Raw genomic sequence first — 18,200 nt, 5'->3', positions numbered from 1 at the left:
TTGATCAGGCCCGGTGCGGCGGTTCGACACCCGATGAACGAATGAAATACGCCGCCGAGAGCGTCCGCATCAAAGGTATCCGAAAGGCGGAGACGTCGTCCGGCGAGCGGATGGGCGTTTCTGGCCAGCCATCGACCAGCGCCGCAAGCGCCTCGACATCGATAATCGCCGCCACGCGCGGGTCCGCGGCGATGGCGGAAACGGCGTTCTGAAGGCCGGATCGAGTGTAGCTGTCGTACCAATCGCCCGCCTGGAGTCCCCGCTGCTCGCCTGCGATGACCTCCGGAGCGATGAGCCCCTTCATTGCCCTGGAGAAGAGCGGGCGTTCGACGCCGTTTTTCACCAATTGATCCGCCGGCAGCGACAGGCAGAACTCGATCAGGCGACGATCCGAAGTGGGATCGCGCTCATCAATCCCGAATTGCGCGAGATTGCCTTTGCGGATGCCGGCGATGCTCGTGTTCAGGATCTTTTCGATCCGATCCCGATAGGTGTTTCGCGGTGGCTGGGCCCAGGTGAATCGATCGGGATCGATCGGTTGCCACGCTGCGCGCACCAACGGCCGCTGAGCGTCTTCGCTGCGCCCGGTCGCTTTTGCGAGCAAAGTCCACAGCCTGCGCGGCAGATATCCGCCTGCAGATGCCGCGAGCGCGCCGCGCCGTCGCATCTTGCCCGTGGCCGTCAATGTCCGGAACTCGCGGAGCCACGCTTGCCATGATCCTTGCCACAGAAAATCGGGTAAAGTTGCGTAGCCCCCCGCGCTGATCGTCAGATTTCCCAAATCGCCGGTCAAACATACGGTGGCGCCAGCCTCAGCAAGCTTTCGGTTGATGCCTGCGAGCCATGGAAAGTTGCACGCGTTGAAAAGGGGTTCCTGATAGTAACCCCAAAGATTTGCATAGTCGTTGAAGTCAAAAGAGCGATCGGCTCTGACGATCAGATGATCGATATTGGAGTACATGGCTGCGGTCCTGGCAGCGATCCGGCTTTCATCCATGATCTTGCGGTGCGGTGCCGTGCCGGCAAAGCCGACCCTGGGCGCGCCAGTCGCCGCCAAAACCCGCGCCCCTGCCGGCGCGAGCAGGCGCGCGGCAATCGCGGTCACTGCGCTGCTATCCCGCCCCGAACTCAGCTGGCTACCGACCAGAGGGCCAGCATCGCGCAGCCGCGCCTTTACCGATCGCTCGAGCTGCTCGTTAAAGGCGTCGACATAATCCTCGTCGCGCGCCAGCCGAAGTGGTTTGGGCAGGGGCCTCCAATATTGCCGTGTTGTCGAGACGCCGTCCGAGAAGGCGACGTAATGGCCGGGCGGTACTTTAAAGATGTTTTCGAAGTAGCTGGTCGTGCGGGATGCGGGCGCTTGCTGTACGAACTCACCAATTTTCGCCCCCCTGACGGGCGACCAGTCCGACGCGTTTGCCAGCAGCCCGATCGGCATGGAGGCGAAATCGAGCCGGTTTGAAGACGTTCGATAGTGCAGAGGCCGCTGCCCTGTCGGGTCGCGTGCCAAATAGAGCTGGTTCACTCGGCGATCCCAGATCGCAAACGCGAAATCACCGACGACGTGATCGAGCAATCCTATGCCCCACGTCTCGTACGCCTGCATCAGCAAGCGTGAATCGCTCCACGTCCGCGCCTGAGCTGCCTTCGCCGCTTGGGCGATCAGTTCGTCGCGGTTGTCGAGGCGAACGTCGGCGACCAACATGGCCGTACCGTCGCAGCCGATTACCGGCTGACGATCAAACGCATCTTCATGCAATAAGCGGAAAAGACACCGGCCGAAAGTCGCGTTTCCGAGACTTCCGACCGATTCCTGATCTGGACCGTAAATGCGTTGGGAAACAAGCATCTGACCGCAGAGTCGATGCGACGCATCAAACCTGTCCGCAAATATGCCTGCAATCGCACTCACGGTCCGGGTCGTTACTGGCCGCCGCGCAGAAGCCGATTCCGCGCGAACGCCCGAACTTTATGAGGACTGCGTGCCCGCGCCATCCGGGTTCGTTACGCCGCCGGCTTCGGCCGAGCCAGCCGATACCGAACGAACGGCGGGCTTAACCCATGGCGTTTTGGCCTGGTCGGATACTATGATGGTCTCAAGAGTCATAAATATACTCCAATAAAACAGCGAAAATCCGAACCGAATTTCCGCCAACAAACGAAATGTGAGTATGGCGTATCGGCCGCTTCCTGTCTACCTAATATGCTAGAGAAAAAAGTGTTTTTTGCGAGGGCTGCGGTTGCGAGTCCGATGATTGGCGGCTATCATTCAATAGCTAACGTTATGTTTTAAATGCAGAAATATAGTCTAAAGTATATTTTTCACGTCTAGGAATATAAAAATGCAAGAAGATGCGCTAATTTCGCGCTCAAATAATATGATGGAGACCCATTTTAACGATGAGTTGATTGCACTGAATATGGAAACGTCGAGGTTTCATATGTTCAATACAGTCGCTCAGAGAATCTGGGAGATCGCCAAGACGCCCGTCACGCTACAGCAACTCTGTGACGATTTATGCGCGGAGTTCCAGGTCGATAGGGTAACCTGTGAAAAAGATGTCGCTGAACTTATAGATTATCTTGTAAATGAGCGTGTAATTGTAGTGTCCAATTCCTAAATTTTACCCATTTGCGAGCGAGCTATTTGGAGTAAATGATTGGCGTCGTGATCGAAAGATCTGTGATCCCAGCAGCGATTGAACGTCCGAATCGAGACGGAATCTGCAAGCGAAATGCAACTCTTGATATGTGTGCCGATATCGCCGATCATTGGAATGTAGGCGCCACGGTAAGTATTCGTCGATATCGCCTCGATTGCGGCGGTGCCATGAATTGGCTGAATAACCGGCTCGGTTGTGGGTTGGTCTATCCGTCCTAGAACATAGAGCGAGTCCAGCTTTACTGGCTTTTGGTCGGCTTTGAAACGAATGGGGAGGTCATATTTATCCTGCCCGTCAAACGACCGTAGCAAACCTTCTTCACTGATGCCTTTGACGTTCAACGCATCCTTCCACAGACGCAAGCGCGGAATTCCGGCGCTCGCATAGGCGACGCCGGCGGGATCGAAGTCGACCACGCAGACATCGTCGGACAAAACGCGGAAACCGCGATCGGCGAACCACGCCGCGAGAGTGGATTTGCCGGCTCCGGAATGCCCCATGAAGGCAATCGCTCGACCGTCAATTTCGATCGCATTTGCATGAAGCGGCAGCAAACGTCGATGATGCAGGACCGCGGCGAAGGCAGATCCGAGCAGAAAGAGCTCGACATTTCGAGCGGGCGCCTTCGGATGTGGGGCGACAGTGATCTCGTTGCCGTTCGCAATCAGAAAGCGCCCGACATCCGCGATGTTCAGAACCGCGCCATCGGGACCGACATAAAGTCCGAACGGCTCGCGTTCCGAATGGGCTGCAATCGATCCGACCCTGATTTCGACGTCGGGCGCCGCGATTGCCGTTTCGGTCAGCGCGTTCAGCCGGATTTCGGACCGAACCCTGAGGCCAAAGACGAAATAATCGAAGTGTTCACCTGCTGGTTCGACCGGCGAAACATGTGGCGCAACCCGCGCAAGAAGGGTCATCGCGGGTCGACCGACAGCGGTGTAGCAGGCGGGGCCGGGTTGGCAGTACGCAATCCCACCCCGACCGAATCCGCAACCGCCGACGTCTGCACGTCACCGGTCCGCAAACGAGTGGCGATCACGTCGGCATTCGGCGCGGAAGCAACCGTGCGCGACGTGACCGGTCGGGTCGCTTGATCGTTACCGGAGCCGAGCGAATCCGTCGCGGACGAATCCGAAAGGGTGTCACCGCTCGTCCGCGTCTTCGAACAGGCCGTTTCTGGGGTTGCCGGCGATCGGGGCGTATCGGGCTGACACAGATCGATTTGTTGGGTCAGCGCCGGTGATCCGGCGGGACCGCGCGGACTTGCCGAACGCGCACTCGGCGCTTGGTGGGGAGTGGGGTTGGCTTGCACGATGGTGGCAGTCGGCGCGCTGGAAATTTGCGCGACGGTTGCCGCGTCATTGGCCTGGGCCGCGCTTTCCACGATCCAGGATGCGCTCAAAAACATCGCAGCGACGAGGGGCGCGAGCCTGAAAGGAGCGGAAGGGGCAGACAACACTGTGCGCGAACCTCGTGAAACCGATTAGAATTGCGTAATTTGCACGCCGGTCGATCCGACCGGCTGGTCGACCGAAATCGAGCGCCCCGTGCCCGACTGCAAAATCTGAATTTGCCCGAAACCGTTCTGGCGGAGCGCGATGCTGTGGCCATTGCCTTGCTGGCCCAGATCCGCGTGGTTGTTCGAACCGCTCTGGTCAAGCACCATCGTATTCGAATTGCTGGTGGATTTGGAATTGCCTAGCAGCGAATTGATGCCCGCGCCCGGGGCGTTCGACCCGAGCAGCATCGCCTCGGCGGTTGGAGACTGGACGAGGTGCGCGGTGTTTCCCGATCCCGTCTGTGACAGAAACGACGCATTGCCATTTCCGAACTGAACCTGGACCGCAACATTATTGGCATCGCCGCCTGTATCGGCCTGGCGCAACGTCAGGCTGTTGTTCGAGCCGACGACCGATTGGGTCGCAGCGTTCGCATCCCCCCGCTGTGCGACGGCGAACGCATTATTGTCCCCGTTCACGGCGATCGAAACCCGATTGTTGTTGCCGCTTTGCGAAACCGATCCCGCAATCTGGCTGGGAATGCTGATTGGTCTGGTCGACCTAGACGAACCGATCTCGCTGAGGTTCCCGGTTTCCGCAGCGGCGATCACGCCGCCCGCAGTTGCGCCGCTTAATGCGATCGTTGCCTGGTTGCCATCGCCGATCTGCGCAACACAGACCGAGCTGGCGTCACCCGAGCACGTCGCGCTTGCCCCCGATTGCGCGGTGGCCGCGGCCGGCTTCAGGCCGAGCAGACCAGCCACGAGGGCCAAAGCAACCGTTGCAAGGTGAGAACCGCACTTCATTTCGTGGCCTTCCCGGTGCTCGGGGCGGCGCCGGTGGCGCCGCCCTTCGCATTTCGTTGGATCAGGGCGACGTGCACGGCACGCCGCCCGCCCACACTTACTGGCTCATCGTCAACGTGTTCGAGTTGCCGGTTTGCGTCAGCGTCGCGCTGGCGCCAGCCGTACCCTGGGTCAGCGTCAGCTTGTTCAGGTTGCCGTACTGGGCGAGGTCTGCCGTCACGTTCAACGCCGACTGGGTCAGCGTGATCTTGTTCGACTGGCCGTTCTGCACGACAAAGGCATCGGCGCCGGTGCCGCTCAGTTCCTGCGTGACCTTGGCGTTGTTGTTGCCATAGGAGTCCGTAGCGGTCGCGCCGTCCTGGCGGATTTCGACGAACTGGTCCGAGCCCTGCTGGATCGCGGTCGCGAGGTTGAAGTCAGCGCCCTGGTAGATGTTCACGACGCCATCGGTGGCCATCGCATCCTGCGTCACCGTTGCACTGTTGTTCGCGCCGAGCGGCGACGTTCCAAGCTGCGCGGCTGGAGCCGTCGACACCGTGTAGGCACCGCTGTACGCGACGTTGCGCGTCGCAGTCGCCGTCGTGACGCCCTGGATGACCTTGACCAGGCCGGCCGTGGTGCCGGTCTGCGTGATCTCGGCGGTGTTGTAGTCGGTGTACTGCTCGATCTGCGCATTTGCGGCAGCCCCGACGCCGCCGTCGCCCGACAATGTGGTCGTCGCGGTGTTGTTGTTGCCGGCCTGCACGATATAGCTCGCCTGGTTGGTGCCGGTCAGCGTGGTCGTCGCGGCGTTGCCGGTCGGCTTCACCGTCGCGGCGGAATTGCATGCCGCGGTAACGCACTGATAGACTTGGCTGTTGTTGTTGGTGAGCGTGCCGCCCGCCTGCGCGCCGAACGTCTGCGTGACGGTGTTGCTGTTGCCGACGACTTGCGAGAAGGCGAGATCGCCCTGGCCGCTCTGCGTGACCGTTGCAGTGTTGGAATTGCCGTTCTGCAGGATCTTGGCTTCTTCCTTGGTGGCCCCGACCTGGCTGATCGTGATCGCGTTGCTGTTGCCGGTCTGGGTCGTGGTCTGCGTGTTGACCGTTACGGCGGTCGCCGGTGCCTTGCCCGGAGCGGCCGCAACTGCCGATGCGGAGAAGCCGGCGGCCATCACCGACAATGCGATGACAGATGCGCTGCGAAGAAATGACTTGGTCATAGATTAAATCCTAAATTATTGGTTTTGGCAAAAAGGTGTTTTGCAAACTAAATAAGCAATATTATGAATAATATCTCGGCTATTTTGCTCTACTTATCATATCCCTGTGTCGCGTTCGCCCTCCTTGATTTCTTATTTTCTTCTGGCTGTGCCATCGAAATGTTTACGCGTGTGAGCGCGCCCGATCGCGCCTTCTCTGCCGCATAGCGGGCGAGTGCTGCGGATCCCGCCGCGCCGTTCGAGAAGCTCCACAAGTGACGAGGGCCGTCCTGCGCGCCTTCCATGATCAAGGCGTACACGGCCTTTTCGATCGCGGATTGAACGGCGATCTGCGTCGGCTCGTTGACCGAGACGCCGGCCTCGGCCTCCAGCAGCTCATCGAACGTGACGAATTTGAAGGTGCTGGCGTTCAGGGACACCGAAACGATACTCTTGTGCGTCACGACGCTCGCGAGGACTTCGCCGGTTTTCACGCTGACGGCGCGCAAATAGATCGTCACGCTGTTCTGGCGGTACTGCGTGGAGCCGCCGATTGCGAGGAAACGCGCGCCGATCCCACCGGTCTTCAGGTTGGTATCGTACCCGATGATACCCCCTTCGAGCACGATGCCGGCAAACAGCAGCGACGGCAGGACCTCGGCCGGGGTTTCCTTTTCCCCCAGATACCGGTTCCGCATTTCGCGAATGATCTGGCGTTCCTTGAGCAGATTATCCAGCCGCTCGCGTTCAACCACCGTGAACCAGCGACCGGCGCCGGCGTCGCGCAGCGATTGCACCAACATGCTCGCGCCGCCCTGCGTCACCGCGCGCGACAGGCTCTGGATACTGTCTGACGGCTTGAGCTGGCCGGTCTGATCGGTGAAATCATATACCGCGATCGGGATCGGCTGGGCCGGCACGGGCACAGTCAAAAGCTCGCGCTGCGACGGCGTGCTCTGCGCGAGAGACGGCGGCGCGCCGGACAGGCGAAAAGCGTCCCTGGCCGCCGAGCAGCTGGTCATTGCTAACGCCGCGACGAGCATGCCGCCCAGCTTGATGAAGGTCTGATTTGCGAACATCGTCTGGCTTACTGCACGCCATCGATAGGCTGCTGCGCCCGCTCGACCGGGGCCGCATCGAGCTGGCCGGCTGGGGCAAGGGCAGTCCCACTGATCGGAGCCGTCCCGGCCAATGATGCCTCGAGCGAGGCGCTGGATGCCGAAACGGATGTCCGCACGACTGCCGGATCGGCCGCCGCTGCAGCCGCGGTCTTGCCGAAGGTGTAGACCGGTACGGTAATCACCGTGGTCTCGCCCGTCGCGTCATCGACGATCGTAACGGTAATATTCGTGCCGTCGTTGGAGAATGTGACGCGCTGGCCGCCCAGATCATAGCTGCCGGACGTGCCGGAGGCAGAGCCCGTGATCGCGGTGACGAGGCCGGACGAAAAAGCGGAGAGCAGTCGCGCCTGCAACTGCGCGGCAAAGGTTTGGGCCGCGGTCAACGGCGGGGTCACCACCGTCTTTTTTTCAGGCCGTTGCGCCGTGGCGATTGCAAGCAGGCTAGTCGAGTTGAACGGGTTCCCACCGAAGGAAGGGGAGTTGAAATCGAACTTAAGTTCCTGCGCTGCAACCGGATTTGGCGATAGAGCAGTTAATGTTAAAGTCAGAGACGCCAATGCTGCAGCTTCTCTACTTAAACTACCCCCAAACAGACGCATGAATTTCCTCAAAATAAGTTTAACAAATTACGGGTATTGATTATTACGGGAGCGTACAAACACATTTGCAGACAATAAAACGCAAATAGGAGTAAATATAAGTATCAGTGAGTTATATACGGAAAATAAGGAAGGAGATTTAGCGAATCAAACTTTTCGGAATGACTTTGACATAATGCTTTTTGAAGAGCGAGTCGACTCGATCGTAGCCCGGATCGCTAACTTTGTATTCGGACATTGTCGGCGTAGACCAGGTTTTCTTTTCGATAGCCAAGCGTAATACCAATGCGCATCATAAGGATAAGCTGAAGCGCGAGGCTTACGGGATGGTTTAATTTCCGTAAATGATCATTCCTTACAACGGCGCGAGCACAGACGGGCTGGGCGGCGATGCCAATTCGAAGCGCCGGGCGTCCTGAATTGTGATCGGAAGACGGTTGGATCGCCCACATGGGACGTACGCAGTCATCGCCAAGATTGGCGGGACCGGCGAGGGCTGAACATTGGAGGATGGTGGGCCCGGCAGGACTTGAACCCGCAACCTATCCGTTATGAGCGGACAGCTCTAACCAATTGAGCTACAGGCCCCCGTGCGCAGCGTTAGCCGTGCGTGCCGGAGGATGGCAAGCCTGTGCCGCGTGCGCGAGGGAGGCAATCAGCGATAGCGCTGCTCGATCACGTCCAGTTCGGCCTTGAGGCGCGGGGCAACGAAATCGAGGAAAGCGCGCAGTTTGAGCGGGATAAGCGGCTGCGGCGCATGGATCAGATGGACCGGGCGCGGTTCGCTCGCATGGCGTTGCAACAGCGGGACGAGGTCGCCATCGGCGACGGCCGCTGAGGCCTGATACGACATGACGCGTGCGATGCCGACCCCGGCCACCGCCGCCGCGACCACCGCCTCGGCGGTGTTGACCGAGAGGCGCGGGCGGATTGCGATCGTCTGCGCGGCGGTGCCGGTCCCGAAAGGCCAGTCGCGATAGCGCTGCAGCCCTTCGAACGCGATGCAATCATGTTCGGCAAGCGCGGCGGGTGTCGTCGGTTCGCCGCGCCGCGCCAGATAGGCGGGGCTGGCGCAGATCACCCAGCGTACCGCGCCGACACGCTGCGCCAGCAGGGCACTGTCGGGCAGGGTGCCGATCCGCACCGCGACATCGACGTGATTCTCGATGAGATCCACGTTCGCGTCGGACAGCACGAGCCGCACCGATACGTCGGGGTAGGTCGCCAGGAAATGATGCACGATCGGCGCGACGTGTAAGCCGCCGAAGCGGATTGGCGCGGTCACGGTCAGTTCGCCGCGTGGTGCGCGATACTCGCCCGCCGCGGCGCGTTCCGCCTCCGCGACCTGCTCCACCACCTGGCGCATGGCGGCGGTATAGGCCGATCCGGCCTCGGTCAGCACGAGCCGGCGGCTGGTGCGGATCACGAGCTGCGTGCCGAGATGCGCCTCCAGATCGGACACGCGGCGGCTTACGGTCGGCAGGGGGATGCGCAAGCTGCGCGATGCGGCCGAGAGGCTGCCGCCGTCGATCGCGGCGAGCAGGGTGCGAATGGCCTCGAAACGGTCCATAGATCCTCTCGAAAAATGGAAGGATGATTTGCGAAAATAGCGAATACTAGCGCGATATGGAAGGCGCTATCTCCGGGCTATGGCCAGTCCCGGCCACCACATCGGAGAAAACCATGTCCCGTATCCCAACCCCGGCGACCATCGCCGACGCCCCGGCCGCAGCCCAGCCGCTGCTCGACGCGGTGCACAAGCAGATCGGCAGCGTGCCCAACATGTTCCGCCTGATCGCGAACAGCCCGGCGACGCTGGAAGGGTATCTCGGCATTGGCGCCGCGCTCGGCAAAGGTGCGCTGCCTGCTGCGACGCGCGAGCGGATCGCGCTGGCCGTCGCCGAAGTGAACGGCTGCAATTATTGCCTGTCGGCGCACACGCATCTCGGCAAGACCTACGCCAAGCTCGACGATGCGGAGATCACCGCCAATCGTTCGGGCGCGTCGAACGACCCGAAGGCGGATGCGGCGGTGCGCTTCGCGGCCAAGCTGGTGTGCGCGCGGGGCCAGGTCGGCGAGGCCGATCTCTCGGCGGTGAAACTGGCGGGGTATTCGGACGCGCAGATCCTGGAGATCATCCTCCATGTCGCGCTCAACACCTTCACCAATTACGTCAACGAAGCGCTGCAGACCGAGATCGATTTCCCGGTCGTCGCCGCTCGCGCCGCCGCCTGAATTGTGCAGGAAGGGAGCACATCATGACCCGCACCAGCATCATCCGCGCCGCGGTGGCCGCCGCCGCGATCGGCCTGGCGACCCTGGCCACGGCGCAGGAAACGCCCGGCCACCTGCCGCACGAAGGACCGTCGGTCAGCACCCCGGCGAAAAACATCAAGTTCTTCAAATCCGGCGTGAAGACGGCCGTGGGCGAATTGGAAGCCGGCCCGGCCTACGGCAACCTCCAGACCGGGCGGCACGGCACCTTCATACGGATGCCCGCCGGGTTCGTCAGCGCGGTCCACATCCACAGCCATGATTATTACGCGGTGGTGGTGAAGGGCGTCGGCGCCAACGATCCGGTCGGGGCGACACCCAAGGCACTGCCGGTCGGCTCCTATTGGTTCCAGCGCGGCGAGGAGGACCATGTCACGCGCTGCCTGTCGAAGACCGACTGCCTGTTCTTCATCGTCCAGCCGGGCAAGTTCGATTACGTTCCTGCCAAGTGACCCGGCCGCCCCGGGAGGCGATGCTTCCCGGGGCGTTCCGCCCTCGAGAAGGGGTTTCGTATGACACCCAGTAGCGACATCGCTTTCACCCCGACCGTCAAAGCCCTGCAAAGCGCGCACGGATCGCGGGCCGCTTATGCCAAGATGGAGGCGCGGGGCGGTTTCCGCACTGAGATCGACCCGACGCTCACCGCATTCCTCGCGCAGGTCGATACCGCCTATCTCGCCACCGCCAATGCGGCGGGACAACCCTATGCACAGCACCGCGGTGGACCGAAGGGGTTCATCCGCGTCGTCGGGCCGCGCACGCTCGGGTGGGCGGATTATGAGGGCAACCGTCAATATATCTCGACCGGCAATCTCGTCGAAAACGACAAGGCGTTCCTGTTCCTGATGGATTATGCGCACAAGCGCCGCATCAAACTGTGGGGCCGCGCGCGGATCAGCGATGACCCGGCGATCCTCGCGCAGCTTATGCCCGAGGGATATCGCGCGCGGGGCGAGCAGGCGGTGCTGTTCGAGATCGATGCCTGGGACGTCAATTGCCCGCAGCACATCCCGCAGAAGATCGATGCGGCGGACGTGGAAGCCGCTTTGGCGCGCCTGAACGCACGGATCGCCGAACTCGAAGCCGAAAATGCCCGTCTCAAAGGAGCCATGTCATGAGCCGCCCACCCTTGCCGCCCTTCACCGACGAAACCGCCGCGCAGAAGGTGCGGCTGGCCGAGGACGCCTGGAACAGCCGCGACCCGGCGCGGATCGCACTTGCCTATACGCCCGACAGCGTGTGGCGGAACCGCGTGGATTTCGTCACGGGACGCGAGGCGATCATCGCGCTGCTGACGCGCAAATGGGCGCGCGAGCACGACTATCGCCTGATCAAAGAATTGTGGACCCACGCGGGGAACCGCGTCGCGGTGCGCTTCGCCTATGAATTCCACGACGACAGCGGCGTATGGTTCCGCGCCTATGGCAATGAGAATTGGCAGTTCGACGCCGACGGCCTGATGGAACGCCGCATCGCCAGCATCAACGAACATCCGATTGCCGAGGCCGAGCGCAAGTTCCACTGGCCGCTCGGGCGGCGCCCCGACGACCATCCGGGACTGAGCACCTTCGGCTTCTGACGGTTGCCCCGGCGCAGGCGGGGGATTAGGGCGCGCGCATCACGCGAACGGAGCACACCCATGGCCGACGCCGCCGAACCGCAGCTTCACCCCATTACCGACGCCGATTTCCTCAGCGACGTCCACGCGCTGGTCCGTCGCATCGCGGCGGAGGCGTGGCAGCCGGACTTCATCGTCGGGATCGGGCGGGGCGGGCTGGTGCCGGGCGTCTATGTGTCGCACGCGCTGGGGATCACCGCGCTGTCGGTCGATCATTCGTCCAAGGTCGCCGCGTTCGGCACCGAACTCTTGGCAAAGCTGGCGGCGAAGAGCGCGGATGGGGTGCGCCTGCTGTTCGTCGACGACATCAACGACAGCGGCGGGACGATCGAGACGATCCGCGGACTGCTGCGCGAGTATGGCTGCGACGCTGCCAATATCCGCTTCGCCGTTCTGCTCGACAATGTCCGGTCGCAGGCGCGGGTCGAATATTGCGCGCGGACGATCGATCGGGCCCAGGACAAGCGCTGGTTCGTTTTCCCATGGGAAGCGGTCGGCACCGCCGAGGCGATCGTCGCCGAGGCACAGTCGGTGCCGCAAAGGCTGGCGTGACCGCAGCGCCCGAGGGTTGCGGCGCGCAGACGCCCATGGTTTAGCGGGCAAAAATCAGGAGAGTGCAATGCGTATCATCGACCATCACATCGTCGGTCTGTCCGGCGGCGGCGCGGCGCGGACCGGCGACGTGTTCGACCCCAATACCGGCGAAGTGCAGGCGACCGTCGCGCTCGGCACGCAGGCGACGCTCGATACCGCGGTTGCCGCGGCGCTCAAGGCGCAACCGGCCTGGGCGGCGACCAATCCGCAGCGCCGCGCGCGCGTGATGGCGGAATTCAAGCGGCTGGTGGACCTCAATATCGACGAGCTGGCGCATCTGCTGTCGTCCGAACATGGCAAGGTAATCGCCGATGCCAAGGGCGACATCCAGCGCGGGCTGGAGGTGATCGAATTCTGCGCGGGCATCCCGCACGTGATGAAGGGCGAATACACCCACGGCGCTGGCCCCGGCATTGACGTCTACTCGATGCGCCAGCCGCTCGGCATCGGGGCTGGCATCACGCCGTTCAACTTCCCGGCGATGATCCCGCTGTGGATGTCGGGCGTGGCGATCGCTACCGGCAACGCCTTCATCCTGAAGCCATCCGAGCGCGATCCGTCGGTGCCGGTGCGCCTGGCCGAGCTGTTCCGCGAGGCGGGTCTGCCCGAGGGTATCCTGCAGGTGGTGCACGGCGACAAGGAAATGGTCGATGCGATCCTCGACCATCCCGCCATCGCGGCAGTGAGCTTCGTCGGATCGTCCGACATCGCGCATTATGTCTACAAGCGCGGCGTCGCGGCGGGCAAGCGCGTGCAGGCGATGGGCGGGGCGAAGAACCACGGCATCGTCATGCCCGATGCCGATCTCGACCAGGTCGTCGCCGATCTCTCGGGTGCGGCGTTCGGATCGGCGGGCGAGCGCTGCATGGCGCTGCCGGTCGTGGTGCCGGTGGGGGAGAAGACCGCGGTTGCGCTGCGCGAAAAGCTGCTGCCCGCAATTGCCGCTCTGCGTGTCGGCGTTTCGACCGACGATAGCGCGCATTACGGCCCGGTCGTCAACGCGGCACACAAGGCGCGGATCGAAGGCTGGATCCAGAAGGGCGTCGATGAGGGGGCCGAACTCGTCGTCGACGGGCGCGGTTTCGAACTGCAGGGGCATGAGAAGGGCTTCTTCATCGGCCCATCGCTGTTCGACCATGTCACGCCGGACATGGAATCGTACAAGGAAGAGATTTTCGGGCCTGTCCTGCAGATCGTCCGCGCCGATGATTTCGAACATGCGCTGCGCCTGCCGAGCGAGCATCAGTACGGCAATGGTGTCGCGATCTTCACCCGCAACGGCCATGCCGCGCGCGAATTCGCGGCGCGGGTGAATGTCGGGATGGTCGGCATCAACGTGCCGATTCCGGTGCCGGTCGCCTATCACACCTTCGGCGGGTGGAAGCGTTCTGCGTTTGGCGACACCAACCAGCACGGCGTCGAGGGCGTGAAGTTCTGGACCAAGGTCAAGACCGTGACGCAGCGCTGGCCCGATGGCGGCGTGGGCGACGGCGCCAACGCCTTCGTCATTCCGACGATGGGGTGAGAAGGCACATGTGAATCGCCCCCTTACCCGCCGCTCGTTCGCCGGGGAGGGGGCTGCTGCTCTGTGCGCGTGGAAATGAACGAGGGGGATGCGCATTGCCGCCTCCGGAGGCCGGATTGCCGCCTGGCCGCTTTCGAGAGATTTCCGCTATTCTTCCTGATCCAGGTGAGTCTCGGTTTTTCCACGGGAACCCGCCTTCCGATCCGCAGGTTTGCGGATGGAATGGCCATAAACCGAGGGTTCCATGGATGCATTGGCGCTACCCCCCGAACTGTCGGGCGTCAGTCCTTATGTCCTGGCGCTTCGCCAGATGCTCGCGGGGGCGGGCACGGCGATTGCACGCTTCGCGACCGGCGAACTGGAGATCGAGTTGCGTGCTGGAGCGGATTCGCTATGGGCGTTGATCCGGCGTGTGGGGGAGGGCGGCCTGGCGTTACGCGCGGCGTATCTCGCCGGTCCTTTCGAGTGCACGAAGATCAAGGCGCAGCCGGGTGAAGCCGCGCGGCTCCGGCTCGACAGCATCTCGGGCGAGCATGTCGTGGTATTCACGGTGGGCGGCGTGGCGCTCGAACATGTGCGCATGACCGTTCATTTTACGCCAAAGGCACCCGTGCTGCTGCCGTTCATGCCGCGCGACCTCTACCCACTCGATGCGAATGACGATCCACTCGGTGCACGCGGTGTGGTCGAGGCGACGCAGCGCGGGCTCAATTCGGGCTTGCTCTATTTCCGGATCGACGCGCCGACGTTCGGCAACGTGCTGTATTTTCAGAATCTTACCGCGATGAACGGCTATTGTCGGGCCACCCAGACCACGCCTGAGGACGCCGTCGGCGGGGCGTGGCCCGAACTCGGCCATTTGCTGCCAACCCCGGACCAGACCGGCACGCCGGAGGGCAGGGCGCTAGAGGCCGGGGTCGAGGTGACGCTGTCCGACGCGATCCTGGTGTTCCGTCACGAGGCGCCGCCGCACGAGCGCGAATCGGCACGCCAGTTTCTGCAGATGCTGGGGGAGGCCTATAAATTGTTGCACCAGCCGCACACCGAATATCGCGATTGGGTGCAGCGCGCCGAGTGGACACTGCGTGACCTCGACCAGGCACCCGAAGCGACGATCGAGCATTACGGCCACCGCTACATCCACCCCTACACCGCAGCCGAGTATCCCGATATCATGGTGCAGATGTCGCTGATCGTGGCGATCCACGATTGGGGCAAATGGAGCGGTACGCCGCATCCGCTGGAGGCGGAATTCAAGGCGGGCCTAGGGAAATTCTACGATCCCAAGATCAAATCGTTGCGGCGATATCTGCCCAATGTCGGTGACGACAAGCAGGCGGACGCGGTTGACAGCTGGTATCTCTATCACCCGATGCTCAATCTCGGGCTTTTGGCGCTAGACGGGGACGCCGATGCCCGCGCCCTGCTCCTGAAGTCGATCGACTTCGGAATCAAGGCAGCCCGTCACTTCGATTACAAATGGCCCGTGCAGTACGACATCACCGATTTTTCCGTGATCGTCGATGTCGCGGGTGCGGATGGCCGCGGGCAGACGGATGTCGGCGGCATCTACGCCTGGGTCATGCTGCAGGCGTTCGAGCTGACCGACGACAAGCGCTTTCTGGATGAGGCGTGCGCAGCGATCGATGCCGCGATGGGCCTGCGCTTCAATATGAATTATCAGGCGAACCTCACCGCCTGGGGGGCGGCGGCGTGTATGCGCTTGTGGCGGATCACAAATCGCGCCGTCTATCTCGAACAAAGCTACGTCTATCTCGGCAGCTTCTTCCACAATTGCGAAATCTGGGAGAGCAAGCTCGAGCTGGCGGTGCATTACAAGAACTTCCTGGGGGTCACCTGCCTGCAGGACGCGCCCTATATGGCGATCTACGAATGTTTCGATTCGTTCGCCGCGTTCGAGCGCTACCTCGACGATAGTGGCCCGGATCTCGATCCTGCGGCACGGATGCTGGTTGCGGAATATTGCAAATATGCGCTCGATCGCGCTTGGTATTACTACCCTGACGTGCTGCCGCGTGCAGTCCTTTCGCCCAAGCAGCGCCCGACCAACGGGCATATCGATCGCAAGCTCTCCTTCCCGCTCGAGGACCTGTACGCCGACGGCCAGCTGGCCGGGCAGGTCGGGCAGGAAATCTATGGCGCGGGCGCTGCCTTCATTTTCGCGACGCGGGCCTTCCATGCGGTCGATCGCGCGCCCTTCCGGCTCTACTGCGACCATTTCGTGCGCGCGATCGAGCAGACGGGTGACCGCGCCGTCACGATCACGCTCGACGGTGGCGAGACGTGTAGCGCGGGTCTAAGCCTGGTGCGGCTGAAACGGCGCAAGCTGACCACGCCCCGGCTGACGACAGTGGGCGGCGACGTGGTGCGTCCCGTCACCACGACCGCCGACCGCATCGATTTCCGCGTGCCCGCCAACGGCCGCATCATCCTGAGCTGGGCCTAGCCGGCGCGCGATCCCAAGGGCTTGGCGATAAATGGTCGGGGAGACAGGATTCGAACCTGCGACATCCTGCTCCCAAAGCAGGCGCGCTACCGGACTGCGCCACTCCCCGACGCGAGGGCTGCGCTTAGAGGGGGTTGGGCGTTAGCGCAAGCGATGGATCGCTGCGAAGCACCGACCAGCCTTGCGGAAGATAATCGAGCGACATGTAGAAATAGAAAGCGCACGATCCGTCGCCGCGATAGCTCGCGCCTTTCAGGATGCCGAGCGCGGTGGTGCCGGTGAAGACCGGCGATCCGCTGTCGCCGCCCTTGCAGGTGGGGCCGGCGACGGTCACCCAGGTCGGCAGGCAGGGGCCGCCACACAGATCGCCCGCCGGGGCAAAGTCGGTCAGCTGCACCAGTGCGCAGCTAAACCCGGTGCGCTCGCCGCGGTGACAGACGAAATCGCCCGCGCGGGTGCTGGTGCGGCTGCGCTGTCCGGTCACGGCGCGCAGGCGGGTCTTGGCGGTGTCGGCATAGAAGGTTGGGGGCAGGGGGCCGGGGGCGGCGTTGATCTGCACGTCGTGGTATCCCCAGCCCCATTGCCCGACAAAAGCGAGCGGGACGATCGCGCCTTGCGGATCGCGGTAGTTGAGCTGATCGAGGCAGTGGGCGGCGGTCGTGACGGCGCTGCGCAGGCCATCGGTGACGTTGAAACCGGTGGTGCAGAGATAGCGCTTCCCGTCGTCGGGGCTGGTCCCTTCGACTCGCGCGCCGCCTTCGGGAGGGGCGGCGGCGAGGTTGACGTTGCGCTGGTTGAGCACGCGGATCTGCACCGGCACGCCTGCAATCGCCTCCAGTCGAGCCTTTAGCCCTTCGGTGCCTGTGGCCGCGTCGAGATCGCCGATCGTCACGACCAGCTCGCCACTGCGCGGATCGAGGCCTATGCCGGGCGGGCTGCGCAAGGCAGCGCGGATCGCGGCTTGGTGATAGGTCATCGCCCAGATGACACGATCGCGCGTGACCTTGGCACCGGTGCGGAAGACGATCGGCACGGTGCCCGCATCGGTGGTAAGCGTCTGGTCGGGAACGGGCTCGCTACCGGTCAGGTAGATGACGATCCGATATATCGGGCGATGTTCGATCGCGATCCCGGCGAGGCGGTCGCGATAGGTTTCGGCGATGGCGTCAGTGATGGGGACGCTGGCCTCCTGCGCAATCAGCCGGGCGCTGGCCTCGGCCTGCGATATGCCGAATTGCCGGGCATATTCGGCGGCGTCGCGTTCACGCGATTCGGCTGGGGTTTCGAGGGTCGGAACGGGTGGGGCTGATGCCTGCGCAAATGCGGGCTGGCCAAGCAGGAGCAGCGCGCCGAACAGTAATCGGCGCAGCATCGTAGTTAGCCGATTTCGAACAGGCGGTAGATCGGCCCGGCGGGCGTCTGTTCACCGATGCCGACCACGATCGTATCGTTGAGCCACGCATAGCGCGGATCGCCGGATTCGAAGCGGGCGATGACGTGCAGTTTATAGTCCTCGGGCGCGAGGCGTTCGCCTTTCCGGAATCGCGCCATCGCCTCGGACGCGGCGCGCATCGTGCCCTGATAGGTGAGATAGAGCGTCGCGCCGTCATCGGTGGTGAGCGTCAGGCGCACGTCGATCGCCAGGGCGCCGTCGGTGCGTGAGACGAACCAGTCGTGCCCCGGCGCGACGGAGCCTGTGAGCCATTCGCCCTCGAACCGCCCGCCGCGAACGGGGGCGATGCCGCGACGCCCCGCCGCCGTCGCCCCGACCGCTACCACGCCTGCGAAATCGACGTCGAGCGTCAGCGTGGTGAGGTGGCGATGGGGTAAAGCGGGGGACGCGACCATCGG

Annotated in this window: 18 protein-coding genes and 2 tRNA genes; 9 read left to right on the top strand and 11 right to left on the bottom strand. The window is 62.8% G+C overall.

Annotated elements, in window-relative coordinates; genetic code table 11:
* Positions 1-4 precede the first annotated feature (4 nt).
* A complete protein-coding gene (locus AB5I39_RS01470; protein ID WP_404370195.1) occupies positions 5-1,912 on the bottom strand; it encodes an asparagine synthetase B family protein in 1,908 nt (635 codons plus the stop codon).
* 430 nt (positions 1,913-2,342) lie between these two features.
* On the opposite strand from AB5I39_RS01470, the gene AB5I39_RS01465 reads away from it, so the two are divergent.
* On the top strand, positions 2,343-2,621 hold the full coding sequence (locus AB5I39_RS01465; RefSeq protein WP_404370193.1) for a PqqD family protein: 279 nt from the start codon (positions 2,343-2,345) through the stop codon (positions 2,619-2,621).
* Here the strand turns inward: AB5I39_RS01465 and AB5I39_RS01460 are convergent.
* Positions 2,618-3,583 (bottom strand): hypothetical protein, encoded by a 966-nt coding sequence (locus AB5I39_RS01460; protein ID WP_404370190.1) that lies wholly within the window; start codon positions 3,581-3,583, stop codon positions 2,618-2,620. The genes AB5I39_RS01465 and AB5I39_RS01460 overlap by 4 nt on opposite strands.
* 396 nt (positions 3,584-3,979) lie before the next feature.
* On the opposite strand from AB5I39_RS01460, the gene AB5I39_RS01455 reads away from it, so the two are divergent.
* Positions 3,980-4,153, top strand: a complete 174-nt coding sequence (locus AB5I39_RS01455; RefSeq protein ID WP_404370187.1) for a hypothetical protein — start codon at positions 3,980-3,982, stop codon at positions 4,151-4,153.
* Here the strand turns inward: AB5I39_RS01455 and AB5I39_RS01450 are convergent.
* From AB5I39_RS01450 to AB5I39_RS01425, 6 genes are all read right to left on the bottom strand, one after another.
* A complete protein-coding gene (locus AB5I39_RS01450; RefSeq protein ID WP_404370185.1) occupies positions 4,150-4,938 on the bottom strand; it encodes a hypothetical protein in 789 nt (262 codons plus the stop codon). The genes AB5I39_RS01455 and AB5I39_RS01450 overlap by 4 nt on opposite strands.
* Positions 4,939-5,068: 130 nt before the next feature.
* Positions 5,069-6,172 (bottom strand): hypothetical protein, encoded by a 1,104-nt coding sequence (locus tag AB5I39_RS01445; RefSeq protein ID WP_404370183.1) that lies wholly within the window; start codon positions 6,170-6,172, stop codon positions 5,069-5,071.
* 89 nt (positions 6,173-6,261) lie between these two features.
* A complete protein-coding gene (locus AB5I39_RS01440; protein ID WP_404370181.1) occupies positions 6,262-7,230 on the bottom strand; it encodes a CsgG/HfaB family protein in 969 nt (322 codons plus the stop codon).
* An 8-nt stretch (positions 7,231-7,238) separates the two neighbouring features.
* Positions 7,239-7,871, bottom strand: a complete 633-nt coding sequence (locus AB5I39_RS01435; protein WP_404373951.1) for a curli assembly protein CsgF — start codon at positions 7,869-7,871, stop codon at positions 7,239-7,241.
* Positions 7,872-8,382: 511 nt separating this feature from the next.
* Positions 8,383-8,459: transfer RNA gene (locus AB5I39_RS01430), tRNA-Ile, on the bottom strand.
* A gap of 67 nt (positions 8,460-8,526) precedes the next feature.
* Positions 8,527-9,441 carry a LysR family transcriptional regulator gene (locus AB5I39_RS01425; RefSeq protein WP_404370178.1) on the bottom strand — a complete coding sequence of 305 codons (915 nt, stop codon included), beginning with the start codon at positions 9,439-9,441 and terminating at the stop codon, positions 8,527-8,529.
* Positions 9,442-9,554: 113 nt separating this feature from the next.
* On the opposite strand from AB5I39_RS01425, the gene AB5I39_RS01420 reads away from it, so the two are divergent.
* The 7 genes from AB5I39_RS01420 (at position 9,555) to AB5I39_RS01390 (ending at position 16,349) form a co-directional block, all read left to right on the top strand.
* Positions 9,555-10,106 carry a carboxymuconolactone decarboxylase family protein gene (locus AB5I39_RS01420; RefSeq protein ID WP_404370177.1) on the top strand — a complete coding sequence of 184 codons (552 nt, stop codon included), beginning with the start codon at positions 9,555-9,557 and terminating at the stop codon, positions 10,104-10,106.
* A 23-nt stretch (positions 10,107-10,129) separates the two neighbouring features.
* Positions 10,130-10,597 carry a DUF4437 domain-containing protein gene (locus AB5I39_RS01415; RefSeq protein WP_404370174.1) on the top strand — a complete coding sequence of 156 codons (468 nt, stop codon included), beginning with the start codon at positions 10,130-10,132 and terminating at the stop codon, positions 10,595-10,597.
* Positions 10,598-10,657: 60 nt separating this feature from the next.
* On the top strand, positions 10,658-11,263 hold the full coding sequence (locus tag AB5I39_RS01410; RefSeq protein ID WP_404370171.1) for a pyridoxamine 5'-phosphate oxidase family protein: 606 nt from the start codon (positions 10,658-10,660) through the stop codon (positions 11,261-11,263).
* Complete coding sequence (locus AB5I39_RS01405; protein WP_404370169.1) at positions 11,260-11,724, top strand: DUF1348 family protein; 465 nt, start codon at positions 11,260-11,262, stop codon at positions 11,722-11,724. The genes AB5I39_RS01410 and AB5I39_RS01405 overlap by 4 nt, the downstream gene beginning before the upstream one ends.
* Positions 11,725-11,784: 60 nt before the next feature.
* A complete protein-coding gene (locus AB5I39_RS01400; protein WP_404370166.1) occupies positions 11,785-12,315 on the top strand; it encodes a phosphoribosyltransferase in 531 nt (176 codons plus the stop codon).
* Positions 12,316-12,382: 67 nt separating this feature from the next.
* Positions 12,383-13,882: a CoA-acylating methylmalonate-semialdehyde dehydrogenase gene (locus AB5I39_RS01395; RefSeq protein ID WP_404370164.1), complete on the top strand. Its 1,500-nt coding sequence runs from the start codon at positions 12,383-12,385 to the stop codon at positions 13,880-13,882.
* 244 nt (positions 13,883-14,126) lie between these two features.
* The gene (locus AB5I39_RS01390; RefSeq protein WP_404370162.1) at positions 14,127-16,349 is read left to right on the top strand and encodes a hypothetical protein; all 2,223 of its coding nucleotides are present in this window, start codon (positions 14,127-14,129) and stop codon (positions 16,347-16,349) included.
* Between the two features lie 32 nt (positions 16,350-16,381).
* Here the strand turns inward: AB5I39_RS01390 and AB5I39_RS01385 are convergent.
* The 3 genes from AB5I39_RS01385 to AB5I39_RS01375 all read right to left on the bottom strand — a co-directional run bounded on the left by AB5I39_RS01385 (position 16,382) and on the right by AB5I39_RS01375 (position 18,197).
* Positions 16,382-16,458, bottom strand: a tRNA-Pro gene (locus AB5I39_RS01385).
* 15 nt (positions 16,459-16,473) lie between these two features.
* Entirely contained in the window at positions 16,474-17,721 is a 1,248-nt protein-coding gene (locus AB5I39_RS01380) for a hypothetical protein (protein ID WP_404370160.1), read from the bottom strand.
* Between the two features lie 5 nt (positions 17,722-17,726).
* Positions 17,727-18,197 (bottom strand): DUF3237 domain-containing protein, encoded by a 471-nt coding sequence (locus tag AB5I39_RS01375; RefSeq protein ID WP_404370158.1) that lies wholly within the window; start codon positions 18,195-18,197, stop codon positions 17,727-17,729.
* Positions 18,198-18,200 lie beyond the last annotated feature (3 nt).

Source organism: Sphingomonas sp. MMS24-J45 (assembly GCF_044881195.1).
Taxonomy (GTDB): domain Bacteria; phylum Pseudomonadota; class Alphaproteobacteria; order Sphingomonadales; family Sphingomonadaceae; genus Sphingomonas.
This window is presented reverse-complemented; position numbering and strand designations above follow the sequence as displayed.

Excerpts from the sequence above, each read along its gene's own strand:
- AB5I39_RS01465 (WP_404370193.1), top strand. The coding sequence starts at position 2,343 with ATGCAAGAAGATGCGCTAATTTCGCGCTCAAATAATATGATGGAGACC.
- AB5I39_RS01460 (WP_404370190.1), bottom strand. The coding sequence starts at position 3,583 with ATGACCCTTCTTGCGCGGGTTGCGCCACATGTTTCGCCGGTCGAACCA.
- AB5I39_RS01455 (WP_404370187.1), top strand. The coding sequence starts at position 3,980 with ATGGTGGCAGTCGGCGCGCTGGAAATTTGCGCGACGGTTGCCGCGTCA.
- AB5I39_RS01445 (WP_404370183.1), bottom strand. The coding sequence starts at position 6,172 with ATGACCAAGTCATTTCTTCGCAGCGCATCTGTCATCGCATTGTCGGTG.
- AB5I39_RS01440 (WP_404370181.1), bottom strand. The coding sequence starts at position 7,230 with ATGTTCGCAAATCAGACCTTCATCAAGCTGGGCGGCATGCTCGTCGCG.
- AB5I39_RS01435 (WP_404373951.1), bottom strand. The coding sequence starts at position 7,871 with ATGCGTCTGTTTGGGGGTAGTTTAAGTAGAGAAGCTGCAGCATTGGCG.
- AB5I39_RS01425 (WP_404370178.1), bottom strand. The coding sequence starts at position 9,441 with ATGGACCGTTTCGAGGCCATTCGCACCCTGCTCGCCGCGATCGACGGC.
- AB5I39_RS01420 (WP_404370177.1), top strand. The coding sequence starts at position 9,555 with ATGTCCCGTATCCCAACCCCGGCGACCATCGCCGACGCCCCGGCCGCA.
- AB5I39_RS01415 (WP_404370174.1), top strand. The coding sequence starts at position 10,130 with ATGACCCGCACCAGCATCATCCGCGCCGCGGTGGCCGCCGCCGCGATC.
- AB5I39_RS01410 (WP_404370171.1), top strand. The coding sequence starts at position 10,658 with ATGACACCCAGTAGCGACATCGCTTTCACCCCGACCGTCAAAGCCCTG.
- AB5I39_RS01405 (WP_404370169.1), top strand. The coding sequence starts at position 11,260 with ATGAGCCGCCCACCCTTGCCGCCCTTCACCGACGAAACCGCCGCGCAG.
- AB5I39_RS01400 (WP_404370166.1), top strand. The coding sequence starts at position 11,785 with ATGGCCGACGCCGCCGAACCGCAGCTTCACCCCATTACCGACGCCGAT.
- AB5I39_RS01395 (WP_404370164.1), top strand. The coding sequence starts at position 12,383 with ATGCGTATCATCGACCATCACATCGTCGGTCTGTCCGGCGGCGGCGCG.
- AB5I39_RS01390 (WP_404370162.1), top strand. The coding sequence starts at position 14,127 with ATGGATGCATTGGCGCTACCCCCCGAACTGTCGGGCGTCAGTCCTTAT.
- AB5I39_RS01380 (WP_404370160.1), bottom strand. The coding sequence starts at position 17,721 with ATGCTGCGCCGATTACTGTTCGGCGCGCTGCTCCTGCTTGGCCAGCCC.
- AB5I39_RS01375 (WP_404370158.1), bottom strand. The coding sequence starts at position 18,197 with ATGGTCGCGTCCCCCGCTTTACCCCATCGCCACCTCACCACGCTGACG.